The 22,732-nt window shown below is 44.4% G+C and carries 22 protein-coding genes, 1 pseudogene and 1 other annotated feature (1 of these 24 only partly in view); of the genes and pseudogenes, 19 read left to right on the top strand and 4 right to left on the bottom strand.

The features are described from left to right. Positions 1 to 248 (top strand) — a binding site (T-box leader) (it extends 9 nt beyond the left edge of the window). A 52-nt stretch (positions 249 to 300) separates the two neighbouring features. The 5 genes from ileS to P8596_RS18565 all read left to right on the top strand — a co-directional run bounded on the left by ileS (position 301) and on the right by P8596_RS18565 (position 5,798). Next, entirely contained in the window at positions 301 to 3,393 is a 3,093-nt protein-coding gene (gene ileS / locus P8596_RS18585) for an isoleucine--tRNA ligase (RefSeq protein ID WP_279724667.1), read from the top strand. Between the two features lie 104 nt (positions 3,394 to 3,497). Then, positions 3,498 to 4,181, top strand: a complete 684-nt coding sequence (locus tag P8596_RS18580; RefSeq protein ID WP_279724666.1) for an HAD family hydrolase — start codon at positions 3,498 to 3,500, stop codon at positions 4,179 to 4,181. A gap of 15 nt (positions 4,182 to 4,196) precedes the next feature. Beyond that, the gene (locus tag P8596_RS18575) at positions 4,197 to 4,637 is read left to right on the top strand and encodes a GNAT family N-acetyltransferase (RefSeq protein WP_279724664.1); all 441 of its coding nucleotides are present in this window, start codon (positions 4,197 to 4,199) and stop codon (positions 4,635 to 4,637) included. Positions 4,638 to 4,655: 18 nt separating this feature from the next. Beyond that, positions 4,656 to 5,327 (top strand): CPBP family intramembrane glutamic endopeptidase, encoded by a 672-nt coding sequence (locus P8596_RS18570; RefSeq protein WP_279724662.1) that lies wholly within the window; start codon positions 4,656 to 4,658, stop codon positions 5,325 to 5,327. A 21-nt stretch (positions 5,328 to 5,348) separates the two neighbouring features. Continuing rightward, positions 5,349 to 5,798, top strand: a complete 450-nt coding sequence (locus tag P8596_RS18565) for a hypothetical protein (protein ID WP_279724660.1) — start codon at positions 5,349 to 5,351, stop codon at positions 5,796 to 5,798. 37 nt (positions 5,799 to 5,835) lie between these two features. Here the strand turns inward: P8596_RS18565 and P8596_RS18560 are convergent, their stop codons facing one another. Beyond that, complete coding sequence (locus P8596_RS18560) at positions 5,836 to 6,195, bottom strand: GIY-YIG nuclease family protein (RefSeq protein WP_279724658.1); 360 nt, start codon at positions 6,193 to 6,195, stop codon at positions 5,836 to 5,838. Positions 6,196 to 6,211: 16 nt separating this feature from the next. Continuing rightward, positions 6,212 to 6,958, bottom strand: coding sequence for a DUF2087 domain-containing protein (locus P8596_RS18555; RefSeq protein WP_279724656.1), 747 nt, complete (start codon positions 6,956 to 6,958; stop codon positions 6,212 to 6,214). A 187-nt stretch (positions 6,959 to 7,145) separates the two neighbouring features. Here P8596_RS18555 and P8596_RS18550 point away from each other — a divergent pair, with 187 nt between their 5' ends. Then, positions 7,146 to 7,973: a nucleotidyltransferase domain-containing protein gene (locus P8596_RS18550; protein ID WP_279724655.1), complete on the top strand. Its 828-nt coding sequence runs from the start codon at positions 7,146 to 7,148 to the stop codon at positions 7,971 to 7,973. Between the two features lie 300 nt (positions 7,974 to 8,273). On the opposite strand, the gene P8596_RS18545 is transcribed toward P8596_RS18550, so the two are convergent. Then, complete coding sequence (locus P8596_RS18545) at positions 8,274 to 8,447, bottom strand: hypothetical protein (RefSeq protein ID WP_156029919.1); 174 nt, start codon at positions 8,445 to 8,447, stop codon at positions 8,274 to 8,276. 197 nt (positions 8,448 to 8,644) lie between these two features. On the opposite strand from P8596_RS18545, the gene P8596_RS18540 reads away from it, so the two are divergent. The 5 genes and pseudogenes from P8596_RS18540 (at position 8,645) to P8596_RS18520 (ending at position 13,971) form a co-directional block, all read left to right on the top strand. Beyond that, a complete protein-coding gene (locus tag P8596_RS18540; protein ID WP_279724653.1) occupies positions 8,645 to 9,835 on the top strand; it encodes a sensor histidine kinase in 1,191 nt (396 codons plus the stop codon). Next, positions 9,835 to 10,491 (top strand): response regulator, encoded by a 657-nt coding sequence (locus P8596_RS18535; protein WP_279724652.1) that lies wholly within the window; start codon positions 9,835 to 9,837, stop codon positions 10,489 to 10,491. Before P8596_RS18540 ends, P8596_RS18535 begins: the two co-directional genes overlap by 1 nt. Before the next feature lie 146 nt (positions 10,492 to 10,637). Further along, positions 10,638 to 11,307: pseudogene (locus tag P8596_RS18530) on the top strand (ABC transporter ATP-binding protein); the annotation flags it as partial. 278 nt (positions 11,308 to 11,585) lie between these two features. After that, positions 11,586 to 12,800, top strand: coding sequence for an ABC transporter permease (locus tag P8596_RS18525; protein ID WP_279724649.1), 1,215 nt, complete (start codon positions 11,586 to 11,588; stop codon positions 12,798 to 12,800). A 13-nt stretch (positions 12,801 to 12,813) separates the two neighbouring features. Further along, on the top strand, positions 12,814 to 13,971 hold the full coding sequence (locus P8596_RS18520; RefSeq protein ID WP_279724648.1) for an ABC transporter permease: 1,158 nt from the start codon (positions 12,814 to 12,816) through the stop codon (positions 13,969 to 13,971). 456 nt (positions 13,972 to 14,427) lie between these two features. On the opposite strand, the gene P8596_RS18515 is transcribed toward P8596_RS18520, so the two are convergent. Continuing rightward, on the bottom strand, positions 14,428 to 15,282 hold the full coding sequence (locus P8596_RS18515) for a COX15/CtaA family protein (protein ID WP_279724647.1): 855 nt from the start codon (positions 15,280 to 15,282) through the stop codon (positions 14,428 to 14,430). Positions 15,283 to 15,555: 273 nt separating this feature from the next. Here P8596_RS18515 and P8596_RS18510 point away from each other — a divergent pair, with 273 nt between their 5' ends. From P8596_RS18510 to P8596_RS18475, 8 genes are all read left to right on the top strand, one after another. Further along, the gene (locus tag P8596_RS18510) at positions 15,556 to 15,915 is read left to right on the top strand and encodes an ArsR/SmtB family transcription factor (RefSeq protein ID WP_051758163.1); all 360 of its coding nucleotides are present in this window, start codon (positions 15,556 to 15,558) and stop codon (positions 15,913 to 15,915) included. A gap of 21 nt (positions 15,916 to 15,936) precedes the next feature. After that, positions 15,937 to 18,036, top strand: coding sequence for a heavy metal translocating P-type ATPase (locus tag P8596_RS18505; protein WP_279724645.1), 2,100 nt, complete (start codon positions 15,937 to 15,939; stop codon positions 18,034 to 18,036). 152 nt (positions 18,037 to 18,188) lie between these two features. After that, entirely contained in the window at positions 18,189 to 18,800 is a 612-nt protein-coding gene (locus tag P8596_RS18500) for a CPBP family intramembrane glutamic endopeptidase (protein ID WP_279724643.1), read from the top strand. Positions 18,801 to 18,820: 20 nt separating this feature from the next. Further along, positions 18,821 to 19,726, top strand: coding sequence for an alpha/beta fold hydrolase (locus P8596_RS18495; protein WP_279724641.1), 906 nt, complete (start codon positions 18,821 to 18,823; stop codon positions 19,724 to 19,726). Positions 19,727 to 19,744: 18 nt separating this feature from the next. Next, on the top strand, positions 19,745 to 19,933 hold the full coding sequence (locus tag P8596_RS18490; RefSeq protein WP_279724640.1) for a hypothetical protein: 189 nt from the start codon (positions 19,745 to 19,747) through the stop codon (positions 19,931 to 19,933). A gap of 120 nt (positions 19,934 to 20,053) precedes the next feature. Next, positions 20,054 to 20,866: a sugar nucleotide-binding protein gene (locus P8596_RS18485; protein ID WP_279724639.1), complete on the top strand. Its 813-nt coding sequence runs from the start codon at positions 20,054 to 20,056 to the stop codon at positions 20,864 to 20,866. A gap of 29 nt (positions 20,867 to 20,895) precedes the next feature. Continuing rightward, positions 20,896 to 21,423, top strand: a complete 528-nt coding sequence (locus tag P8596_RS18480) for a P-loop nucleotide/nucleoside kinase family protein (protein WP_279724638.1) — start codon at positions 20,896 to 20,898, stop codon at positions 21,421 to 21,423. A 104-nt stretch (positions 21,424 to 21,527) separates the two neighbouring features. Next, entirely contained in the window at positions 21,528 to 22,655 is a 1,128-nt protein-coding gene (locus P8596_RS18475; RefSeq protein ID WP_279724636.1) for an amidohydrolase, read from the top strand. Positions 22,656 to 22,732: the final 77 nt, after the last annotated feature.

Raw genomic sequence — 22,732 nt, 5'->3', positions numbered from 1 at the left:
ATGACGAGAACGAGTAGGTATGGAGTCTGTTCTACAGAGAGTTGACGATTTGGTGGAAGTCAACGTTCAGATCATATTGAATATCCTCTCCGAGAAGCAAAGCTGAAGGGTTCTTAAGCTTTGACGGGTTTCCGCCGTTACAAGGAACGCGTATGATTGTACGTTGAATGAGCGCTGTCACGTAAACTTGAAGTCGGGTTTATGGACAGAATCAGGGTGGTATCGCGGGTTACAAACTCGTCCCTAACTTAGGTTAGGGGCGGGTTTTTTTATTTTTATAAAAAATGAAGGTGTGATGACATGGAGAAGGTCAATGTAAACGAACAGTCAGTTGTAAGGGAGCAGCGGATCCAGGACTTCTGGAATTCGAATCATATTTTTGAAAAGTCAGTGGCAAACCGTGAAGGGGAAAAGACATTCGTGTTCTACGAAGGTCCCCCGACAGCCAATGGCCTGCCGCATGCCGGGCATGTCCTTGGCCGTGTGATCAAGGATTTCGTCGCCAGGTACCAAACGATGCGGGGATATCAAGTGAAACGAAAGGCAGGCTGGGATACCCACGGACTGCCGGTGGAACTCGGTGTCGAAAAGAAAATCGGCGTCTCCGGCAAGCAGGAAATTGAGGAATACGGGGTAGAGAAATTCATTGAGGAATGTAAAAAAAGTGTATTCGATTATGAAAGGCAGTGGCGTACATTCACAGAAGCCATCGGATACTGGGTGGACATGGATGATCCATATGTGACCCTTGAAAATGAGTATATCGAAAGCGTCTGGCATATCCTTTCGAAAATCCATGAGAAAGGTTTGCTCTATCAAGGGCATCGGGTCGTCCCGTACTGCCCGAGCTGTCAAACGTCCCTCAGTTCCCATGAGGTGGCACAAGGATATAAGGATGTAAAAGATCTTTCCGCAACGGCTAAATTCAAGGTGGAAGGAAGCGAAAATCATTATTTTCTTGGATGGACGACGACACCGTGGACGCTACCGTCAAATGTGGCACTTGCCGTTCATGAAGATGTAGATTACGTGAAAGCGAAGCGTGGAGAAGAGACGTATATCCTTGCGAAAAACCTTGTGAACGAGGTGTTGGGAGAAGAATTCGAAGTGGTCAGTGAGCATAAAGGACGCGAATTTGTTGGCGTTTCGTATCAACCGCCTTTCGACAATCTTACGCTTGAGCGCGGCCATGAAGTCATTTCGGCAGGGTTTGTGACCGACGACAGCGGAACCGGGATCGTTCATCTGGCGCCGGCTCACGGGGAAGATGATTACAATGCCATCAAAGAAAGCGGATTGGATTTCGTGAATATCGTGGATGAGAAGGGCTGTTACACCAGTGATTTCAAGCCTCTCCAAGGGGAATTCACCAAGGACAGCGATGTGAAAATCATCAAGATGCTTGCAGACAGCAACCTTCTTTTTGCCAAAGAAAAATATGAACACAGCTATCCGCACTGCTGGCGCTGTGACTCACCGCTCATCTACTACGCCATGGAAGGCTGGTTCATCAAGACCACGGCCGTGAAAGATACGATCATCAAGAACAACCAATCCGTCGAGTGGTACCCGGATCATATGAAAGAGGGCCGCTTCGGGAAATTCCTTGAAAATATGGTCGATTGGAACCTTGGCAGGAACCGTTACTGGGGAACACCTCTTAACGTATGGGTTTGCGGGGATTGTGACCACCAGTTCGTCCCGGGAAGTGTTGCCGAGCTGAAAGCACATGCGAAAAGCGGTTTGAGTGACAATTTGGAGCTTCATAAACCATATGTCGACGACGTGACCGTGGAATGTCCGTCCTGCTCTCATGAGATGAAGAGAACGAAAGAAGTCATCGATGTCTGGTTCGACAGCGGTTCGATGCCGTTTGCCCAGTATCATTATCCATTCGAGAATGAAGAGTTATTTCAACAACAATTCCCGGCGGATGTGATCGCAGAGGGAGTGGACCAGACGAGGGGATGGTTCTACAGTTTGTTGACGGTATCGTCCCTCTTTACGGGAAAAGCTCCTTATAAACGTGTCTTATCTCTAGGGCATATCCTCGACGAAGACGGACGTAAGATGTCCAAGAGTAAAGGGAATGTCATGAATCCAATGGAACTCGTGGAGAAGTTCGGTGCCGATGCTCTCAGATGGGCATTGCTCGCAGACAGCGCTCCGTGGAACAATAAACGCTTCTCGGAAAACGTCGTCAGTCAGGCAAAATCCAAGCTTGTGGATACACTGAATAACGTTCACTCCTTTTATACGCTGTATGCCGTGATCGATGGGTTTGACCCTGAAAAGCATGAAGCCGGAACACCTTCTCTCCTTGATCAGTGGATGTTATCACGATTGAATACGGTGATCACAAATGTAACGGAGCATTTAGATGGGTATGACTTTACTGCAGGCGCGAGAGAATTATCGATCCTGGTTGATCAGGTGAGTAACTGGTATATCCGCCGGTCACGTGAACGCTTCTGGAGTGAAGGGCTGAAGGAGGATAAATTGGCGGCGTACCACACATTAAATAAGGTTTTGGTGAATGTAAGTCGATTGCTGGCACCGTTCACGCCGTTCATCGCAGAAGATATCCATATGAACCTGACAGGTGAAAGCGTGCATCTGGCTGATTTCCCTAAAGCGGATGGAGATCAAATCAATCCAGTGCTTGAAATGGAAATGGACCATGTGCTGCAAGTCGTCGAGCTTGCCCGGTCCGCCCGAAATATGACAAGCATCAAAACGAAGCAGCCCCTATCCGAGCTTACGGTTGTCGGGTCCCAACAAGATACAGAACCTCTTCAGAAATATGAATACATCATCAAAGATGAAATCAATGTGAAGAACGTTCAATTACAGGACAACGCAGGAGATTCGGTACAGTATGAACTGAAGCTGAATTTCCCGACTGCCGGTCCGAAACTCGGGAAGCTGGTGGGATTGGTGCAAAAGCAATTACAAACCTTATCTTCCGAAGAAGCGAAGAAGGCTGTGGAACAAGGGTTTGTTGAAATTGAGTCTCCTAACGGGGAGAAGGTTTCCGTGGAGAAGGATGACCTGATCGTTCATCAAAAAACCCATCAAGGACTGGAAATGGCTTCAAATTCTCAGTTCAGCGTATTCCTGGATACAACCATCACAGAAGACCTGCGGAAAGAAGGGAAGGCCCGGGAACTGGTTCGCGCCGTTCAGCAATACCGGAAAGAATTGAATCTGCCGGTGGAACAGCGAGTGGATCTTGTGTTGGATGTGGACGATGTTATGAAAGAGGTAGTGAAGCAATTTGAAGATTTACTGCAGGGGAGTCTCTTGATCAAGAGCATGGCGTTTGAGAAACGAGAAGGCATGAAGGCTGTTGATTTGGATGGAGATCGGTTAGGAATCTTTGTAGGAGTGTAATGCAATGAAGGGCTTACCCAAACCAGGGTGAGCCCTTCTCTAGTTAGATTTATCTTGAGTTAGTAGAAATAATTTGAAATAATTGGTAAGAAGGAGTGATGGATATGAGGGAATACAAAGCTATGCTATTTGACTTAGACGATACTTTACTGGATCGAAATCAGGCAGTGGATAACATATTTCATATCATGTTGGAAAAATGTTATGGAAATGTAGAGGATACGTTGAAAGCGGAAATGCTGCGTAAGTTTAAGGAGTATGACAATAGAGGCTATGGCGTCAGTGATAAAACAGCTGTATTCCAATCTTTTTTTGATGAATTCCCCCCGTTATACCGGTTGCCGAAGCCTCAAGAATTCTGGAATCAACAATTTCCTCAATGTTTTTCGATCAGTGAGTATACCGCCAATCTTCTGAAGGCAATTCAAGAAAATATGAAAATAGCAATCATTACAAACGGCACGATACACAGACAAAAAGCGAAAATCCTGAATTCCGGTTTACATGAGTATTTTGATGTCATTTTGATTTCTGATGAAGTTGGATTGGAGAAGCCTGATCAACGCATATTCCAATTGGCGCTGAATAAGCTTCAAGTCCAGCCGGAAGATGCATTATTCGTTGGGGATAATCTGGAGAAGGATGTGGGTGGGCCTCAAGGTGCTGGCCTTAAGGGTATATGGTTCAATCCAGGTGGAATGGAAAACGATTCTGATATAAAGCCAGATGAAGAGATTCAATCCTTGGATGAACTGTTACATTATCTTTCTCCTAAACAATTCACTTGATGAGGAGGCAACGCCTTGCGTATTCATTATCATCAGTTTCGCTCGTTACCCGAAGACCATATCATGAATGGAATGGTGACATTACACGGATCTATATTTGAAACATCGGACGATTTGATCACTAAAATGGCCAATAAGCCTGAGATATTAATAGATATAGCGATGGACGATTCCAGAGTCATTGGATACAAAATAGGCTACCAACTGGACCCCGATACCTTTTATAGTTGGTTGGGAGGCGTGGATCCGATCTACCGAAAACAGGGAATTGCGGCAGAGCTCATGAAACGGCAGCATCAAACCCTGAAGGAACGTGGGTATACGGTGGTGCAAACGAAAACCATGAATAAATGGCGCAGTATGCTGATTCTCAATATCAAGAATGGTTTTGATGTCATCGATACGTATACAGATAAGAAAGGCTTGCATAAGATCATTCTGGAAAAGAAGTTATAGCAGAGCGGAGGGGATTCCATGCAAAACAGTTTACCTGCACAGGAACCAATACCTGTTACAGAAGATGCTTTGGCCATTGGATTTAAAACGCTCTTAATCTATTTGGTCATATTGGCTCTTCCAGGTTATTTCATCAATCAATTGCCTCTTCAGAACTATGGCGGATTGAAAGGTCTCATTTGGTTTTTATATTTTATGGCCGTCACGCTGGGTTATAAGAATATCAGGACATTCATGGTTTCCCTAATGAAAGTGGAAGTATTCAAGAAACCAGGAACCTATCTATGGATTTTTCTCACCTTTATGCTTCCTTACGTATTATTGCACCTAAGTCTCCATTTCGAAGTACTGCTCGACAAATACTATATTTTTTACTTCAACAATCATATGCTCCATGCAAGCAGCTGGCGAGAGACAATCGATGTAGCGGTCCTGACACCGATCTCTGAAGAAATTATATTCAGGGGCATTTTGCTGACGGTCCTTTTAAAATTCGTAAAGCCATTTTGGGCAGTCGGCATTACAGCGATCTTATTTGGACTCGTCCACCCATCGGAAATTTGGCTGTTCACTATACTGGCTGGCTTCCTTTTAACGGTGATGACTTATAAAACCAAATCGATCCTGCCGGCAATGGTGGCTCATTCAATGTGGAATCTATATATGGTGCAGTTGTTTCTATTTTTTTGATGACAGGAGGGGAGCGAATTCTTGAAAATAATAAGTATAGTACTGGGCGTGATCCTGCTGGTCGCTATACTGGCCAATCTCCATACGATCATCGCTTCAGCCAAATGGTATTCATTTGAGCATAACAAGAAGGTTTCAACCGAAACCAAAACCATAACGTATCGGGACATATTCGAGAGGTTGTACCAACAAAGAAAAGTGGCAGCAGAATTGGAAGACACGATTGTATATTCAAGGATAGGGGATGAAGTACGAAAAGGGGCTGATGAGGCTTCTGATTACGAAATATTATTATCGCACAACGAGCAGATTACTTCTTTGAAAGTGAAGTTGCCGATAACCACGTTTACAGATGGGGATAAGAACATAGAGTTTATTTCAGGGCATGGGGAAGTGTTAGAAATATGTGAGGACGGTCACTGGGAAGAGTTTAATGGATCTTTGCAGGAGTTAATGAAAAAAGCCCATTAAAAACGCTCAGAAAAAATGACTCTGAGCGTTCTTGTGATCATCTTGCCTGCTTCTGATTACATCCCTGTTCCCCATAAGGCTGCATTTTCTCCAACCACTTTTCCTCCAGCTCAGCAAGAGCTTCTTTCTCAGTAACATATGGATCATCATTCTTTTTCAATTTCTCCAGCACCTCAAAGGTAAAAGCGTCTTTGCCAAACTCTTTCCATGCCGTTTGTAACGCTTTACTGGTCGTGAATCCATTGTTATCGAGCATGAACTTAATCCCGTTCAAAGTCTTCAAGTTCTTCGTGCTTCCGATATAAATTTTACTGTTTTGCTTGTTTGTAATTTGAAAGACACCCGCTTCAACCGGTGTTTCTTTGTATTGTTGTTTTAACTCCCGTTTTCGATCCATGGTACAGACCTCCCGTTTATTTTTTTGCCCAATATTGGCTTCCGTCGGATTTCCGGTCGAGTAAGCCGTATTCAATCATGTATCTTCTGATGAGAACGTAATCTTCATAAATGCCTTTTAGTACCCCGTTCAATTCTTTTTCATCGTACACATGGTCTTTTTTCAACTGTTTCGAAATCTCACGAAGGACGACGAGCCTTTGTTTTTCCTTTGGCGGAAATTTCGTCAATGTCCCGTCGGAGAAGTATTTCTTCAGTATGTGATCCTGTTCGTCCTGTGTGATATTGTACCGTTCATCTACCATGGTGGCGGTTTGATGAACGGGTACAAACGTCGGGGCGTTCTCATCTTTTTCTTTCAGTAACTCCATCATGGTCAGAAAGGTCTTGGCCTGACGCTCCTTTTCTTTTAACGCAAACCGGTGATGGCGGATAGTAGACGCACTGCCGATCTCCAACTCTTCCTGAATGTCCTTATCATTTTTCCCTTGATAAAAGAGGGTCAATAAACGCTTTTGATGATCGGTCAGACCCGTGAGCTTTTTATCCATCCCGATTAAATAATCGAACACTGAAATATGCGTACGGTCAATATGAACCCCCATATATTTTTCTGCCAGGTAAAATCGATCTTCGTGTGGATAGACCATGCCTTTTTCAATACTCTCTCCGCACAAAAGACAAACAAATGCATCCTCTTCTTCCATATAGCCTCTTTTCATTTCTTCCAAAGAGGCACTCCAAAACAGGTTGGAAAGTTCCATTTCTTCACACGTCCTAATCTTTTGTTGGTTATTATATAAACTATAATTAAATTCGTTGGTTAATTTATAAACATATTATATTTTTGTTTGGTTTTTATCAACTGGGAGCTTTTTGTGAAATTAAAGGAGATTGATCATTTGAAGTAGAATCTAAACTTACAAGATCCATCGACTGGAGGTCAAAAACATGAAAGAACATATCGTCGACGTCATCCATCAAATCGAAATCGATCACGATGTAAAAATTTTATTTGCCTGTGAATCCGGAAGCAGGGCGTGGGGATTTCACTCTAAAGACAGCGACTATGATGTCCGCTTCATTTATATCCATAAGCCAGACTGGTATTTATCCATTGATCAAAAGAGAGATGTGATCGAAATTCCTGCGAGGGATTCCGTCTCGATTCCGATTGAGCCGTTGTTGGATATAAGCGGATGGGAGCTGACGAAGGCACTGAGGTTATTCCGGAAATCGAATCCGCCTCTTCTCGAGTGGCTCCAATCAACGATTGTCTACTACCAGTCTTACACCACCATTGATCAAATGAGGGAACTGGAGCAGAAGACCTTTTCCCCCGTTTCCTGTATGCATCATTATCTGAGCATGGCGAAGGGCAATTTCCGGGATTATGTTCAGGGAGAGGAAGTCAGGATCAAAAAATATTTGAATGTGCTCCGTCCCCTGCTGGCTGCCAAATGGATCGAGAAATATGATTTGAGCCCTCCGATTGAATTTCAAGAGCTGGTTGAAGAACTGGTGCCAGGGGGTGAATGGAAAGATTCGATCGCAAACTTGATAAAACGGAAGAGAGCGGGAGAAGAAATCTATTTCGAACCGAGGCTCGATACCATCAATGAACATCTTCAAAAAGAAATCGAACATGTAGAAGCGTATGCGAAGTCGATTAAAAAAGACATTCCTGATCCAACGGCTGAATTGGATATGCTGTTCAGGGGTGCATTGAGGGAAGTTTGGGATGAAGAGTGGATGGAGTTGGGACAACGGGGATGGTGAGGTAAAGGGAATAACTGATCATGGACTGCTTTTTGTTAAAAATGTTATAAAATCATAGAATAGCAGGTCGGAAAGGTTCAATATTACGTTCAGACGAAAGAGTTCCAACCCTGCTTATGGGGTTGGAGCTCCTTTTTGGTCTTAATTATCTTGAAGAGAGAGGGGGAGAGGGATTAATTGCGTCATTTCCGGCGATGATTGCGTCATTTTAAGATTTATTGCGTCATTTTCTCGTTTATTGCGTCATTTTCAAATTAATTGCGTATTTTTCCAAATAATACCTTTATTCCCCGCCTCTAACTAACGCCGACCTTCCCCCTTATCACTCCCCCGATTAAACCAATACATAAGAAAAAAGCCCAATGTAAATCCACCACTCAATGTCAGAATCAAACCCATCTCATAATCCCCAAGTAGGAATAAGAACATAAATATAATGATCCCGACAACAAATGGAAAGTACCAGCGATTCATCGGAACGCCTCCTTGTTAAATTTTGTAATTTATACTTATGGTTTTTTTACCCAACTACAGGGATTATAATCTTTTAGTGTCATAGTATCTTATCTACAAACCCCACCTTACCAAACCACCCAAATAAGATTATAATGGTAATATCTTCTACCTCTATGTACAGGCATGAAGAGAGATCTCACGATAGAGGTGAATCCATGAAACTGACTTTCTTAAGCATTCTCCGTCTGGTCATGTTCACCATGATCAGTTACATTTATTATTCTTCTGTTGGAACACCATCGACTGCTCAAAGTATGTATGTGATCATAGCGGGAATCGGATTCATATTGAATCATTTTCTTATGGCGTCCACCCGGAGTCAAACCTATTATCCTCTTGCCATCGATTTCATCCTGATTACAGGGTTTGTCTACTTTTACCCTGGATCTTCCCTTTATTTAATCTTATTCGGGGTAAATGCAGTGACGCTGTTTTTGTCTGCTAAAGACAAACGGGTCCTTTGGGGCTTCAGCGTAGCCTTTTTCATCATTTGGTTCTGCTCTATGTACTATACTTATCACGTGACAGGTACGATTTCCTTTTTGGAAAATCTCATTAATTTCAGCTTGATTGTGTTCGAAGCAGTCGTCGGACGGCTCATACATAAACTGTTCCATGCACGGGCCAAAATTGAAACCCAGTACGGGGAACTGCAGGAGACCCATTCCGCGCTGACCGCGGCCCATGAGCAGCTGCATCATTATTCAAAGCAGGTAGAGGAGTTGACGCTGATCCGGGAACGGAACCGGATTTCCGGGGAAATCCATGATACGGTCGGTCATAAGATGACGGCGCTTCTCGTTCAGCTTCAGGTAGCGAAGGAGCTGATGGATTCACGTCCTGACATGAGCAGACAGAAGCTGGAGCTCTGTGAAGACCTGGCGAGGGAGACCCTCCAGGAAATCCGCCTGTCGGTCAGGACCTTGAAGGATCACGATCAGCCGCAATCCTTCATCCCAACAGTCCGCAAACTGCTGGAGGATTATCAGGTGATGACGGGTCTCCTCTCCAGTTTTACCGTTAAAGGGGATGTGACCACCATCCCAATCTCCATCCAGCTTGACCTGACCCGGGTCATACAGGAATCGATCACCAATGCCGTCCGCCACGGGGAAGCAAAGGAATGCAGCGTCATGCTCGAAATCACGGAATCCATGGTGGAAATCCGAATTCAGGATGACGGAAAAGGGTCTGCGGACATCAATCCCGGATTCGGCTTGAAGCATATGCGGGACAGAATCCACGAACATGGAGGGACCACCGTATTTGAAAGTACGAAAGAAGGGTTCCGTGTGAAAGCAACGGTGCCTTTAATAGAGATGAAATGGCAAATGGGGGGATCATAATGGTCAGAATTTTAATCGTGGATGATCAGGAATTAATGAGGGACGGACTTGCCACGATATTGGATTTGAGGCAGGAAATCGAGGTGGCAGGGGTTGCGTCTAACGGGCAGGAAGCGTTCGAGAAAGCCGGGGAACTCCGTCCGGACATCGTATTGATGGATATTCGCATGCCAATCGCGAGCGGAGTGGAAGGAACAAAACTGATTACCACCAACTATCCCGACATCAAGGTCCTCATGCTAACTACTTTCAACGACAGCGAGCTCATTTTTGAAGCACTGGAAGAAGGGGCGAGTGGATACTTACTGAAAGATATGCCGACGGATGCCATCGTCCAGGCGATCATGACGGTTCAATCGGGGGGCATGGTGCTACCGAAAGAGCTGACGGCGGATATCGTAAGGGAAATAAGACGGAATCAGCCGGCAGAACAAATCCACACAGTCCCGGAAATCGTGAAGGACCTGACGGAACGGGAACTGGAGGTTCTTCAACAGCTCGGTCTCGGACTGAACAACAAGGAAATTGCGGAGAAACTGTATATATCCGAAGGCACCGTAAAGAATCATGTGTCCAATCTTATCAGCAAACTCGAGTTAAGGGACCGCACCCAGGCGGCGATCTTTGCCGTCCGCTATCACATCACGCATTATTGAACCATGACTTTCAGCATAGTATCCCTATGAAATACAGCTATTAAAGCTGTATTTTTTTTGTTCAAATTCTATCGCAGGAGGGATTTGGAAAAGGAAGATCCCCGCTATACTTAAGCTATAGTCAATGAAAAAAAGGGTGTGGCGATATGTTGGAAGTGAAAGAGCTGAAGAAAAGCTATGGAAAAAAAGAGGTCGTGAAGAATGTATCTTTTATGATCGAAAAGGGGGAGTCGTTCGGATTGCTTGGACCGAACGGAGCGGGGAAATCAACGACGATTTCCATAATTTGCGGTCTCGTGCCATATGATCATGGAGAAGTGCTCGTTGCTAGTCAATCGGTGAAACAATTTCCGGTGCTGGTTAAAAAGAAAATCGGGGTGGTCCCCCAGGAAATTGCCCTTTATCCAACGATGTCAGCAAGGGATAATCTGTTGTTCTGGGGGAAGATGTACGGTCTGACCGGAGCACAGGCAAAGAAACGGGTGGAGGAAGTCCTCGAAATCGTCGGTCTGAAGGAGCGGGGGAAAGACCGGATTGAAACCTTCTCAGGAGGGATGAAGCGGAGAATCAACATCGGAGCCGCCTTGATGCACGAGCCGGAATTATTGATCATGGATGAGCCGACGGTGGGGATCGATCCACAGTCGCGCAATCACATCCTTGAAACCGTCAAAGCACTCAATGAAAAAGGCATGACCATCATATACACGAGTCATTACATGGAGGAAGTGGAGTTCCTTTGTAATCGCGTCGGCATCATGGATCATGGGGAAGTGATTGCCCTCGGGACGAAGTCGGAACTGTGTAGCCGATTAACGGGAAGCAGCTTCATTCAGATAAAGGTGGAAAATCTATCGGAAGAGGCGATGAGGGAGTTAGAAAAGGCGGGAGATATGGGACGAATCGCATTTCAACAGGAAGCCGGCATCATCGAAGTATTTGCACCGAACCCGCAGGAAGCCGTGGCCTCGGTCATCACGTCAGCCGTTGATTCAGGATTGAAGATTGAATCCGTTGAAATCAAAGAATCGAATCTGGAAACACTTTTCCTGCAACTGACAGGACGAACGTTACGGGATTAGGAGGAGAAAGACATGAGCATGTTCACCATTGCATGGAAAGATATCAGGATCCGCCTCAAGGATCGCAAGTCCTTTATCACACTATTATTGATGCCGATCGTCCTGACAGCCATCCTTGGATCTGCTTTAAGCAGCGCTTTCAGTGAAAATGGATCGCTGCCAGAACTGACTGCAGGAGTCGTCGTTACCTCACAAGATGAGCTGACAGACCAATTCCTGCACGACACCCTGCAGGGAGAAGAATTGAAGGACAGTATCACCTTAAAGAATTTTAAAACAGAATCCGACTTGCGGGACGCCATCGAGGATGGGAAGGTGGATGCCGGCCTCGTCATCCCGAACGGTTGGGGAGACGGGATAGTGAACGGGGAAACCGTACCGGTCAAACTATTCAAAGATCCCGGTAAAGACATTCAGTACACCATCCTTTCCACGATCACCGAATCCTTTACGAACCGTGTGGCAACGGTATCAGCGGCTACACGGACCATGGGTCAGGAGTTGAGCTCGGCTGTGCCGGTGTCCAATCAGAATATTGATCTTTCCGCTACCATGAAGGATCTATCAGAAAAACTTTCTACGATTGCAGATTCAAAGGAAAACGGAGTCATCACTCAAAAAGACGGCAAGGAACCTCTTTCAGGCATGCAATACTACGCTGCCGCCATGGGAGTCATGTTCATTCTGTTCAACACGACCATGGGAGCCAAAATGATCCTTCAGGAGCGGAACACGGACACGTTGGCGAGACTCATGATCAGTCCCATCCGCCACTCTTCCATCATAGGTGGGAAATTCCTTGGCACCCTGTCGTTCACCGTCCTTCAGTTCACAGTGTTCGTCATTGCTACCCATTATATTTTTGGAGTGGACTGGGGCAGCAATGGATGGCAGCTTCTCCTGTTGGGCCTCGCGTACTCCGTTACGGTTTCGGGTCTTGCCATGTTGCTTGCGGGATTCCTTACGGATGAAAAAACAGCAGATTCCATCGGGGGAATCGGCGTGCAGGTCCTCGCCCTGCTTGGCGGTTCGATGATCCCACTGGCATCGTTCCCTGGCGCTTTACAGAAGTTCGCCTCCATCGCCCCCAATAAGTGGGCCCTCGACGGCTTTCTCGATATCATGAACGGTACGTCGTGGAATAGTCTTGTCCTGCCTGTCACCGTACTCGTACTGAGCGGTCTTCTGGCATTGTGGATCGGTTCATTGAAATTAAAGCTTAGATAAGGAGAGAAATAGGATGAGAAAAATCATCAGTATCGCCCGGTTTGAAGTGAAACGACTTTTTCAAAATCGCCGTGCCTTTCTGCTGCTGTTCGGAATGCCCCTGTTATTCACCTTCATCTTCGGGGGAGTCATAACCGGAGACGGGGAATATAAGCCGGAGATTGCCGTAGTGGACGAAGACCAGACGGAGGCGTCACAGACCCTGATCAATGAAATGAAAGCAAGCGATTCTTTTACATTTACAAAAGGAAATAGCAAGAGAGTGGCCGAACAGTTCGACAACCAGGAAATAACGGGATATATTTCGGTGGAAAAAGGATTCGAATCAACGCTTCAAAATGAGGGAACACCGGAAGTCGTCTTTGTTTCAGGACCTTCCTTCGAAGGGGCGGCACTTGTGGAACAGCTCATCAATGACAGCCTCGTGAAACAGAAGGTAAGTACAGCTGCTGCAAAATTTTATCAAGAGACAACGGGAGAAAATCCGGCCGCCATCCAGGAGAGAATATCAGATGAACGGAACTCGTTGCCGGCAGCTGTGGAAACCGTCTCCGTTACGAAAAATGAAAATGGGCAATCGATGAACAATCTGACGGCGCGTTCAGCAGGCTTCACGATCATGTTCGTTATGATCGCCATGCTATCAAGCACCGGTATCCTTCTCGAAGCGCGTCAAAACGGGGTATGGTACCGGATGATGTCCACTCCTGCCACCAAAGTAGAAGTATTATGTGGATACATGCTGGCATTCTTCGTCATCGGCTGGATTCAGTTCGGAATCTTGATGGCTCTGTCAGAGAAGATTTTTCACATCGAATGGGGGAATGTGTTCGCCAATATGATTCTCGTTTCAAGTCTGCTTCTCTGCAGCATCGGCCTCGGACTCTTCCTTGCCGGACTCGTCAAAACGTCAGAACAGCAATCGGTCTTCGGCAACCTGATCATCATCTCCACCTGCATGATCGCCGGCGTCTACTGGCCGGTTGAAATCATGCCGGACTTTATTCAGCATATCTCAACTTTCCTTCCACAATACTGGGGGATGGAAGGATTTGCTGAATTGACGGTAAGAGGCGGAGGGATTGCGGATATCATTACCCCGGTTGGGATCCTCCTTGGGTTTGCCGTTGTGTTTTTGATGGTGGGCTTGAGAAGAGTGAGGTTTGAGTAAGAGGAAATGTAAGGTACATCGTCAATAGGTAGAATCGTTTTGTTTTCTATCATGAAGGCAGTTACCCCGGGCTAACAATGAGTTTATTAAACTCGTCGCTAATGAAACTAAAACCAGTTTAGTAAATAGGTGGAGAAATTCCGCTTATTTACCAAAAATAACTGAAAATACCTTAGATAGACGGAATAATTCCGACTATCTTCACGAAAAACGTAAAAATGTTCGATTTTGCTTTGCTTAACCGGAATATCTCCGCTTATATCCGGAACAAAGCTCTATTCTGCAATTTTAACCGGAAAATTTCCGCTTATTATCAATGGTTACTCAATCAAGGATAAGGCTTCTTACTAAACTAAATCATAAAAAACGCACTGTGAATGGTATCCGTATCCTGAATTCACAGTGCGTTTAATATCTGTTTTACAATGTTTGCCTCTTTAAAGTAAACTTGGTAACTCAAATCTGCCTGGCTTTCTTCTTCTGATTAAAATAACTGACGGCCGTCATCCGGCTCAATAGAGCGACGGTCAGAATGGACAGGATCATGTGTACGGACGATGTCACAGGGCTCAGTTCCTCTGTTTTTACAACAAATCCGCCAAAGGTTGTCAGGATGGATAGTAGGATCAAGAGTAAGGCGGATTTCCTCATCACGTTAAATCTTAATGCAAGGAAAACGGCATATCCGATGAAGAATAACACAATCATACCGAGCAATCCGTGAATCACATAAGTGAAATTTGCAAGTTCCACATTCGTGTTTCTTACTTCAAACAGTAATTTGCTGAGTTGGAAATGTTTAAAGAGTGCTCCGATTAATACCTCGAGCATGAGTGCTGAAAACCCGATCACTAATGGCTTTTTCACTTCATTCAACATCACGTTTCCAGTTCCTCTCTGTAATCCTTCATGAAGGAAAATAAGAGAGATTAATAGAAAGAGGCTGAACATGACATCGAGTGTAGTGAAACCTGTTGGTGTTCCGAGCAGAACATTCATCCCGCCGATCATCGCCTGAGTAAATAAGAGAACCAGGGATAATAACGAAATGACTTTGACTGCTTTATCGGTTGTCTTTCTCCAGGCAATGATGGCGTTGATCAGAATGACCAGTCCGAGCAGTGTCGTGAATAACCGGTGAGAGTATTCGATCACGACACGATAATTGGTGATATCCGGGATGACTTTTCCATTACAAATCGGCCAATCACTCCCGCATGCATCACCAGAATGTGTCGCTACGACCAGGTTGCCGAGCACCAATGCCGCGATGGTGACGATGATTGTAAAGAATGAGAATCTATTTTTCATATCATTGAAGTCCTTTCGTGTTAGAATCAACATATATTGATATCTGTTCATATACTAACAGGATTGTGAGATGGAACACAATCGTTAAACGTCGATGTCACATAACGTTCATCTATCGTTAGTAAAGAATGGAAGGCTGGTTTACAAAAAACTCTTAGACCATTTGAAAAGTACAACAACTTCTGTTTGACAGTGGCATGTTCTTTTTTTTATCATATAAATAAGAATACATGAACACATTGTCATATATTGAAATAGAATAGGAGTGTCGACATGCGAAAGAATAATAATCATGAAGAGCTGAATGGGCATAAACAGGATGAAAAAATAGATGAACCTTGTGTGGAGATTGATGAAGAAACGTTGTTTATCGTCACTCAGACGTTTAAAGCATTGTCCGAGCCGACTCGTGTAAAGATTCTTCATCTATTGGCGCAAAAGGAACACTCTGTTAATGATATCGCTGAAAAGCTGTCGCTGCTTCAAACGACCGTATCTCATCAATTGCGCTTCTTGAAAAATTTACGATTGGTCAAGTACAGACGCGAAGGCACGACATTGTACTATTCTGCCGATGATGATCATGTCATGAACATGCTTCAGCAAACGATGCACCATGCGAGACACCACTAGGAAACAATGGGGGAGTTCAAGATGGATGAATATAAGCTTCAAGGGCTCTCGTGCAGCAATTGTGCGAGGGAAATGGAAGAGGAAATCAATAAACTGGAAAATGGAGAAGGGTCGAGGATTCTTTATAACAGCAGCAAATTAGTCCTGAATAAAGGCGTTGATATGCAAAAAGTGGAGAAGATCCTTTCCGCTGACGGAGCGGCCCTCGTGAAGGATCATGGGGATGAACATGGTCATGACCATTCCCATGAGCATACGAACAGCAGCACAATGAAGATCCTGCTTGGGATGTCGGCCATCATCTTTTTCTCAGCGATCTATGTCGATTCGCAGTTGGATAATCTGGTCCCGATCATCATGTATTTGACGGCAGCTGCGACAAGCGGATATCCTACCTTCATCAAGGGAGCAAAGAATCTGCTGAAATTCAAGTTCAACATCGATACGCTGATGACGATTGCCTTGATAGGGGCCTTTTCCATTGGGGAATGGAAAGAAGGGACGCTAGTAGCGATTCTGTTCGGCGTCAACGAACTGCTTGAAGGAATGGGCATGGAGAAGGCAAGGAAGTCCATGGAGGAATTAATGAAGGTCGCTCCGAAAGAAGCGATTCTGATTGAAGGGGACAAGGAAAGAGTCGTCCCGATCAGTTCATTGAGCGCAGGGGACCTCGTCCTTGTGAAATCAGGACAGAAAATCCCGTCAGATGGGATCGTCGAATCCGGTAAGAGTTCCGTAAATGAAGCGGCCATCACCGGTGAAGCCATGCCGGTCGAAAAGGAAAAAGGTGAAAAAGTCTTCGGCGGAAGCATCAATAACGAAGGGGTCCTCAAGGTAAGGATTTCGAAAGAATACAAAGATTCGTCCCTTGCGAAAATCCTGCACTTAGTCGAAGAAGCTCAGGAAACCAAGACCCCGACAGAACAATTCATCAATCGATTTGCCCGGTATTATACACCGATCATCATGATCGTGTCCGCATTGGTGATACTCGTTCCTCCGCTTCTGTTCAATGGGGATTGGGGAGAATGGTTTTATCAAGGGCTCGCGGTACTCATTGTCGGTTGTCCGTGTGCATTGATCCTGTCGTCTCCGATAGCCATCGTGTCCGGGATTGCCCGCAATGCAAAAAACGGAATCCTTGTAAAAGGCGGCGTCTTCCTAGAGCAACTTGGAAAAATTGATACCGTTGCATTTGATAAAACAGGTACTCTCACCAAAGGCCATCCGTATGTAGAAGAAATGGCTGTCTACGATCAAGAAAACTTTTTCCGGATTGCCGGTTCAATTGAAAAATCATCTTCACATCCGATTGCAAAAGCAGTCATGAAAAAGATAAGCGAAGACTCGGTAAACCAGGCATTCTCGGAACCTGAAGACATCAACACCATCTCAGGTCAAGGTGTATCTGCCATGATTGAAGGAAAAAACTACAGAGTCGGAAACGAGAAAAGCCTCGAATGTTCCGTGCCATCTGAAGTCGAGCAAAAGATCCAAACGATGAAAGCGAATGGGTATACGCTGGTGATTGTCTCAAGCGATACAGACGTTCTTGGATTATTCGGCATCACGGATGAAATCAGGGAAGAAAGTAAGGAAATCATACAGGACCTATATTCTGCCGGTATCAAACAAGCCGTGATGCTGACAGGAGACCACGACAAGACCGCAGAAAAAGTGGCAAAGCAAGTAGGGTTGACCGATTACTATGCAGGTCTCCTTCCGGACGAAAAAGTCGCGAAAGTAAAAGAACTCACAAGCAAAGGAAAAGTGGCCATGGTGGGTGACGGAATCAACGATGCCCCGGCACTGGCAACAGCCGACCTTGGAATCGCCATGGGTAAGGGAACCGACAGTGCCATTGAAACCGCTGATATCGTGCTGATGCAGGATCATCTCGGGAAACTTCCTTCCGCCATCAAGATTGCCAAAAGGGTCAATAACATCATCAAAATCAACATTTCCCTTGCATTGGGGTTGAAATTGATTGCATTACTCTTGACCATCCCAGGACTACTCACACTATGGATTGCCATCTTGTCTGATATGGGGGCAACAATCTTGGTTACGTTGATTAGTTTGACGGTGATGTTGGGGGAGAAGTCGAAGGCGTCACAGTAATTGGAACTTCATAAAAAAGACAAAAAGGCTCATCCAGGAGGATGGGCTTTTTTGTGTTGTTTTTAAATCCAATATTTTCTAAATGGTTGTGATAAACTTACATTAGGAAAGTAGGACTTTATTTCAGGGTGGGAATTGGGGAGGAGCTGTCGGTGTTTAAGAAGGCCATATTGTTTTTAACCATTTTTGTAACCGCTTTTGTATTGGAAACGGCGAAATTACCAGATGTGTTTTACTTTATCCAAGGTATCCCAAGACCCTTAGTGTTTAAGCTGGAAAATCGATTCTTGGTCCTCATCTTTTTCATGTTCATGATACTTCTCTTTGGAAAAAAATATATCCACGTATTCAGTCTGGATGTTCTGAAAGAGAAGAAAATGTATATGTGGATCACAATCACACTGATCTGTGTGACGTTCTTAAAGCAGACCATAATAGGCTTTGAAGATACATTTGGACTTATCAGACTACCGCAGCTGACCACACTTCATTTGTTTTTTCTATTACTCAATGTTTGCCTCATCGTTCCCATCCAAGAAGAGCTTCTGTATAGAGGTCTATTGATCATCGTTCCCTCTAAGCGATGGAAGTTGGTTATGTTCTTCTTTTCTTCCATCACATTCGCTTTCTTACACACATATCCATTACAAATCATCTGGTTAGGGTTGGGCTTAGGGGTACTTGCATTAAGATTTAATAATATTTGGGTTCCGATCATAGCGCACTCGCTATGGAACCTGCTCGTTACATATATCAATTTATAAAAAGGACATGAGGTGCAAGTATGAAGGAGATATTTATTTCAATAAATCATTACTGTGTGAGAGGTCACATCTGGGGAGCAAATAATTTGCCGACCCTCGTTTGTTTACACGGATTAGGCAACACCAGTTTAAGTTTCATAGAAATAGCTGAAGAACTAAAGGGAGAATATCGGATTATATCCATTGATCTGCCCGGTCATGGGAAAAGTGCTAAGTTAGACACCGAAGCAGAGTATGAAATGAGAAAGATGACAACTTGGTTATACCAGGTTCTGGAAGAGTTGAATGTAGGGAAATTTTACTTTTTGGCACACTCATACGGTGCAGATATCGCTCTTCACTTCATGAAAGAGTTTGGGTCTCAAGTAATCAAAGGTATATTACTCGATGGAGGTTATACGACCAAGGAGCATTTTTATTGCATTGTAGACGAATTGGCCACTAAGCCAGATTGGGAATGGCCAAACATTAACAGTGTGGAAAAGGAGATTCACTATACAACAGAATCCTTTCATTCATTTGAATATCCAAGTTATGAAGCATTTTACATAGAAGAAGGCAAATCCTACCGTGACTGGAATGAAGATAAAAAAGCGGCATCAAAAGATTACGTCAAAAAAGTAGATGGTAAGATAAGGCTCATCGTTGACTCTGAAGTTGCCCGTTCAGTCATTAAGTCTATGGCTCAATCCCCCATTAACAAGATATATAGTCAACTAGAGGATAATATATTGTTACTGGTTGCTACATTACCAGAGGAGTTTACCATCATTAATGACACATTACTGGAAGATGTGAAGAATAATACTAAGATGGAAATCAAAAGGATAGAAGAGGCTGCTCACATGTTGCATTGGGATCAACCGGCTGTGGTTATTAAGGAAATCAGGGAGTTTTTGGCTAAGGATATATTCATTAAATCGTAATGCATGGAGATGATTTCAGTGGAAGGAACTATGATTAAATCGTTTACCATTGCTTTGTCCATTTGCTTCTCTATCATCCTGTTAATTTTTTGCTGCGTGACAGGGTATGCACTCATCACACTCCAAACGATAAATATGTTTGATTTGTATATTGCCAGCTTCAGCGAAGACGGTATGTTCATTCGTGTTTCAACAAAGATTTGGTAAGTCATGGCCATCAGTGTAACGTTCATGATGCCGTTAATATATTTATTCCTTCGAAAAAGGAAAAGGGGGAATCCAATAGACCTAGATTAGAGCATATGAAACAGAATGGAGGCATTCAGAATGAAAAAACTGCTTATCTTCGGAGCAAGCGGATTAGTGGGAAAAGCACTGGTAAAAGAATGCAAAGACTCCTTCGACGTATACGGAACCTATGCAACCAGACCCGTAGATCTCCCTCAGGAAAAGCAATTTCAATTAGAAATCAGTGATGTGGATCAGATGAAAGATATGGTCAAAACCATCAGGCCCGATGCCATCATTTCATGTCTGCGTGGTGAGTTTGATCAACAGCTTGAATTTCACAGGGAACTCGCAAAGGAAATGCAACATACAGAAAGCACACTCTACTACTTTTCCACGGCCAATGTGTTCGATGGGGACTTCACGAAGCATCATACAGAAGAAGACGCTCCTAACGCCGCATCACCTTATGGGCAATTTAAAATAGAGTGTGAAAATTTGTTGCAAGAATTATTACAGGAGTGGGCCGTTACAATACGTATTCCGCAAATATGGGGGAAGAATTCTCCTAGGCTGGACCAGATCAAAAGTGGGATTGAAGAAGGCTCCATTGATGTATACAGCAATCTGGAGTGTAATCACCTCACAGATGAGTTATTGGCCAAACAGTTAAAATACATCATTCTTCATCACCTTAAAGGAGTTTTTCATCTCGGTGCGGTCGATATGATGGCTCAGTCTCAATTCGTTGAGGAACTAGTGGGCAACCTTACGAATAAAGATGTTACGTTTCATGATTGCCTGCTTGAAGATAAACCGGAGATATTTCATTTTGGGCTGAAGAGCATTCGAAAGGATCTTCCGGAGCGTTTGGTGAAGACGAATAGGGCATTGATAAGCGATTTAGTTTAGGCAGATCCTGTTGAAATGGGGGCTTACACATGTTTGATACGTTTAATTTTAACCTGATCTACCGTGAACGAAATGATGTAACCCCATTAGTGGTCATGATGTGTGGGGTGGCGGGTTCCGGTAAAACGACTTTTTCACAAATATTGGAGCGATCCGGGTTTGTCCGCCTTTCAATCGATGAAGAAATATGGGCAACGAATGGTCGATGGGGGATTGATTTCCCAATGGAAAAGTTTGAGGAATATAGAAAAGATGCAGAAGAAACATTACGCAACCGTTTAATAAAGTTAATCCACGATAAACAACAGGTGGTGATAGATTTTAGTTTTTGGGACCGTGGGAGAAGGAATCGATATAAAAAACTGATCGAGGATTCCGGCGGTAAATGGATACTGGTTTATTTGAAGGTTCAAGAACATGATTTGCGTGAACGACTTAAGGTACGTAACCAGCGTTTTGATGCAAATTCCTTTCCTATTTCAGAAGAGCTTTTAGCGTCATATCTTAATGGTTTTGAAATACCTCAAGGAGAAGGGGAAATAGTGATAGACAATTAAAAGGGGTTAAGTAACATTGCAGATCTATGCATTTTGAACAAAAGCAGGACTTCCCCTCCCCATCTCAGAATACATAAGTGAAATGGATTGAAAGGAGAAAAAGTATGAAAGTTGAAAACCAGATACTAGAATGGTTCACCCATTTCCACGCTCATCCCGAAGTGAGCTGGAAGGAAGTTGAAACGACGAATAAGATTGCAGCAATTTTGGATGAACTGAATGTGGGCTACAGGAGATTTTCTGATGTGACAGGGTTGATTGCTGAGATAGGGGAAGGGGATGAAGTGACGGCTGTTCGCGCGGACATCGATGCCCTGTGGCAAGAGGTGGACGGGGTGATGAAGGCGAATCATTCCTGTGGTCATGATGCCAATATGTCAATGGTGCTCGGAGCACTTCTTTATTGCCTGCAGGATCCTCCGAAAAATAAGCGGATCCGTTTCATTTTTCAGCCTGCAGAGGAGAAGGGGAATGGATCGCTGACCATGATTGAAAAAGGAGCGCTTGAGGACGTCCGTTATTTATTCGGGGTTCATTTGCGACCGCAAGAAGAATTGGAACATGGGTCCTTTTCGCCTTCTGTTCATCACGGGGCAGGCATTTACATGGAAGGGAAAATTAAGGGTGTTGATGCCCATGGGGCGAGACCCCATCAGGGAAGGAATAGCATCGATGTGTTAATGGCCGTCCATTCTTTTTTGAAAACGATTTATTTGTCTCCATTTGAATCGTATTCTGCCAAACTGACAAAGCTAGCTGCAGGAGGAGAGAATCTAAACATCATTCCTGGAAATGCAGAGTTTGCAATCGATGTACGTGCCAAGAAGAATGAAGTGCTGGAAGAAATACAGCGCCGTCTAAACGATGGGGTCGATGGTATTGCCAAGCTGTACGGAGTCACGATTGAGTATGAATGGACAGACTATACGCCTGGGGCTGAAGTGTCTGCTGATGCTGAGAGCATCACGAGGGAAGCGATTATATCCGTCGCGGGTGAAGAAGCATTGGCTCCACCGGTCATTACATCTGGCAGTGATGATTTTCATTTCTACACGATCAAGCATCCGGAAGTGAAGGCGGCGATGATCGGGGTCGGGGCGGACTTGACTCCCGGACTGCATCATCCGGACATGAGGTTCAATGTTTCAGCCCTGAATCAAGCGGCAAAAATATTGGCTGAGACGTTTAAAAAGGCATCATCCCGATTGGAAACGGTACCAAAAACGGATTGACGACTCAACCTCCTGCCCTTATGATACTCATATAGCGACTATTTAGCGACAATTAGAAATAGTCAAAAAACAAAAGG

Source organism: Rossellomorea sp. DA94 (assembly GCF_029834455.1).
GTDB classification, from domain to species: Bacteria; Bacillota; Bacilli; order Bacillales; family Bacillaceae_B; genus Rossellomorea; species Rossellomorea vietnamensis.
This window is presented reverse-complemented; position numbering and strand designations above follow the sequence as displayed.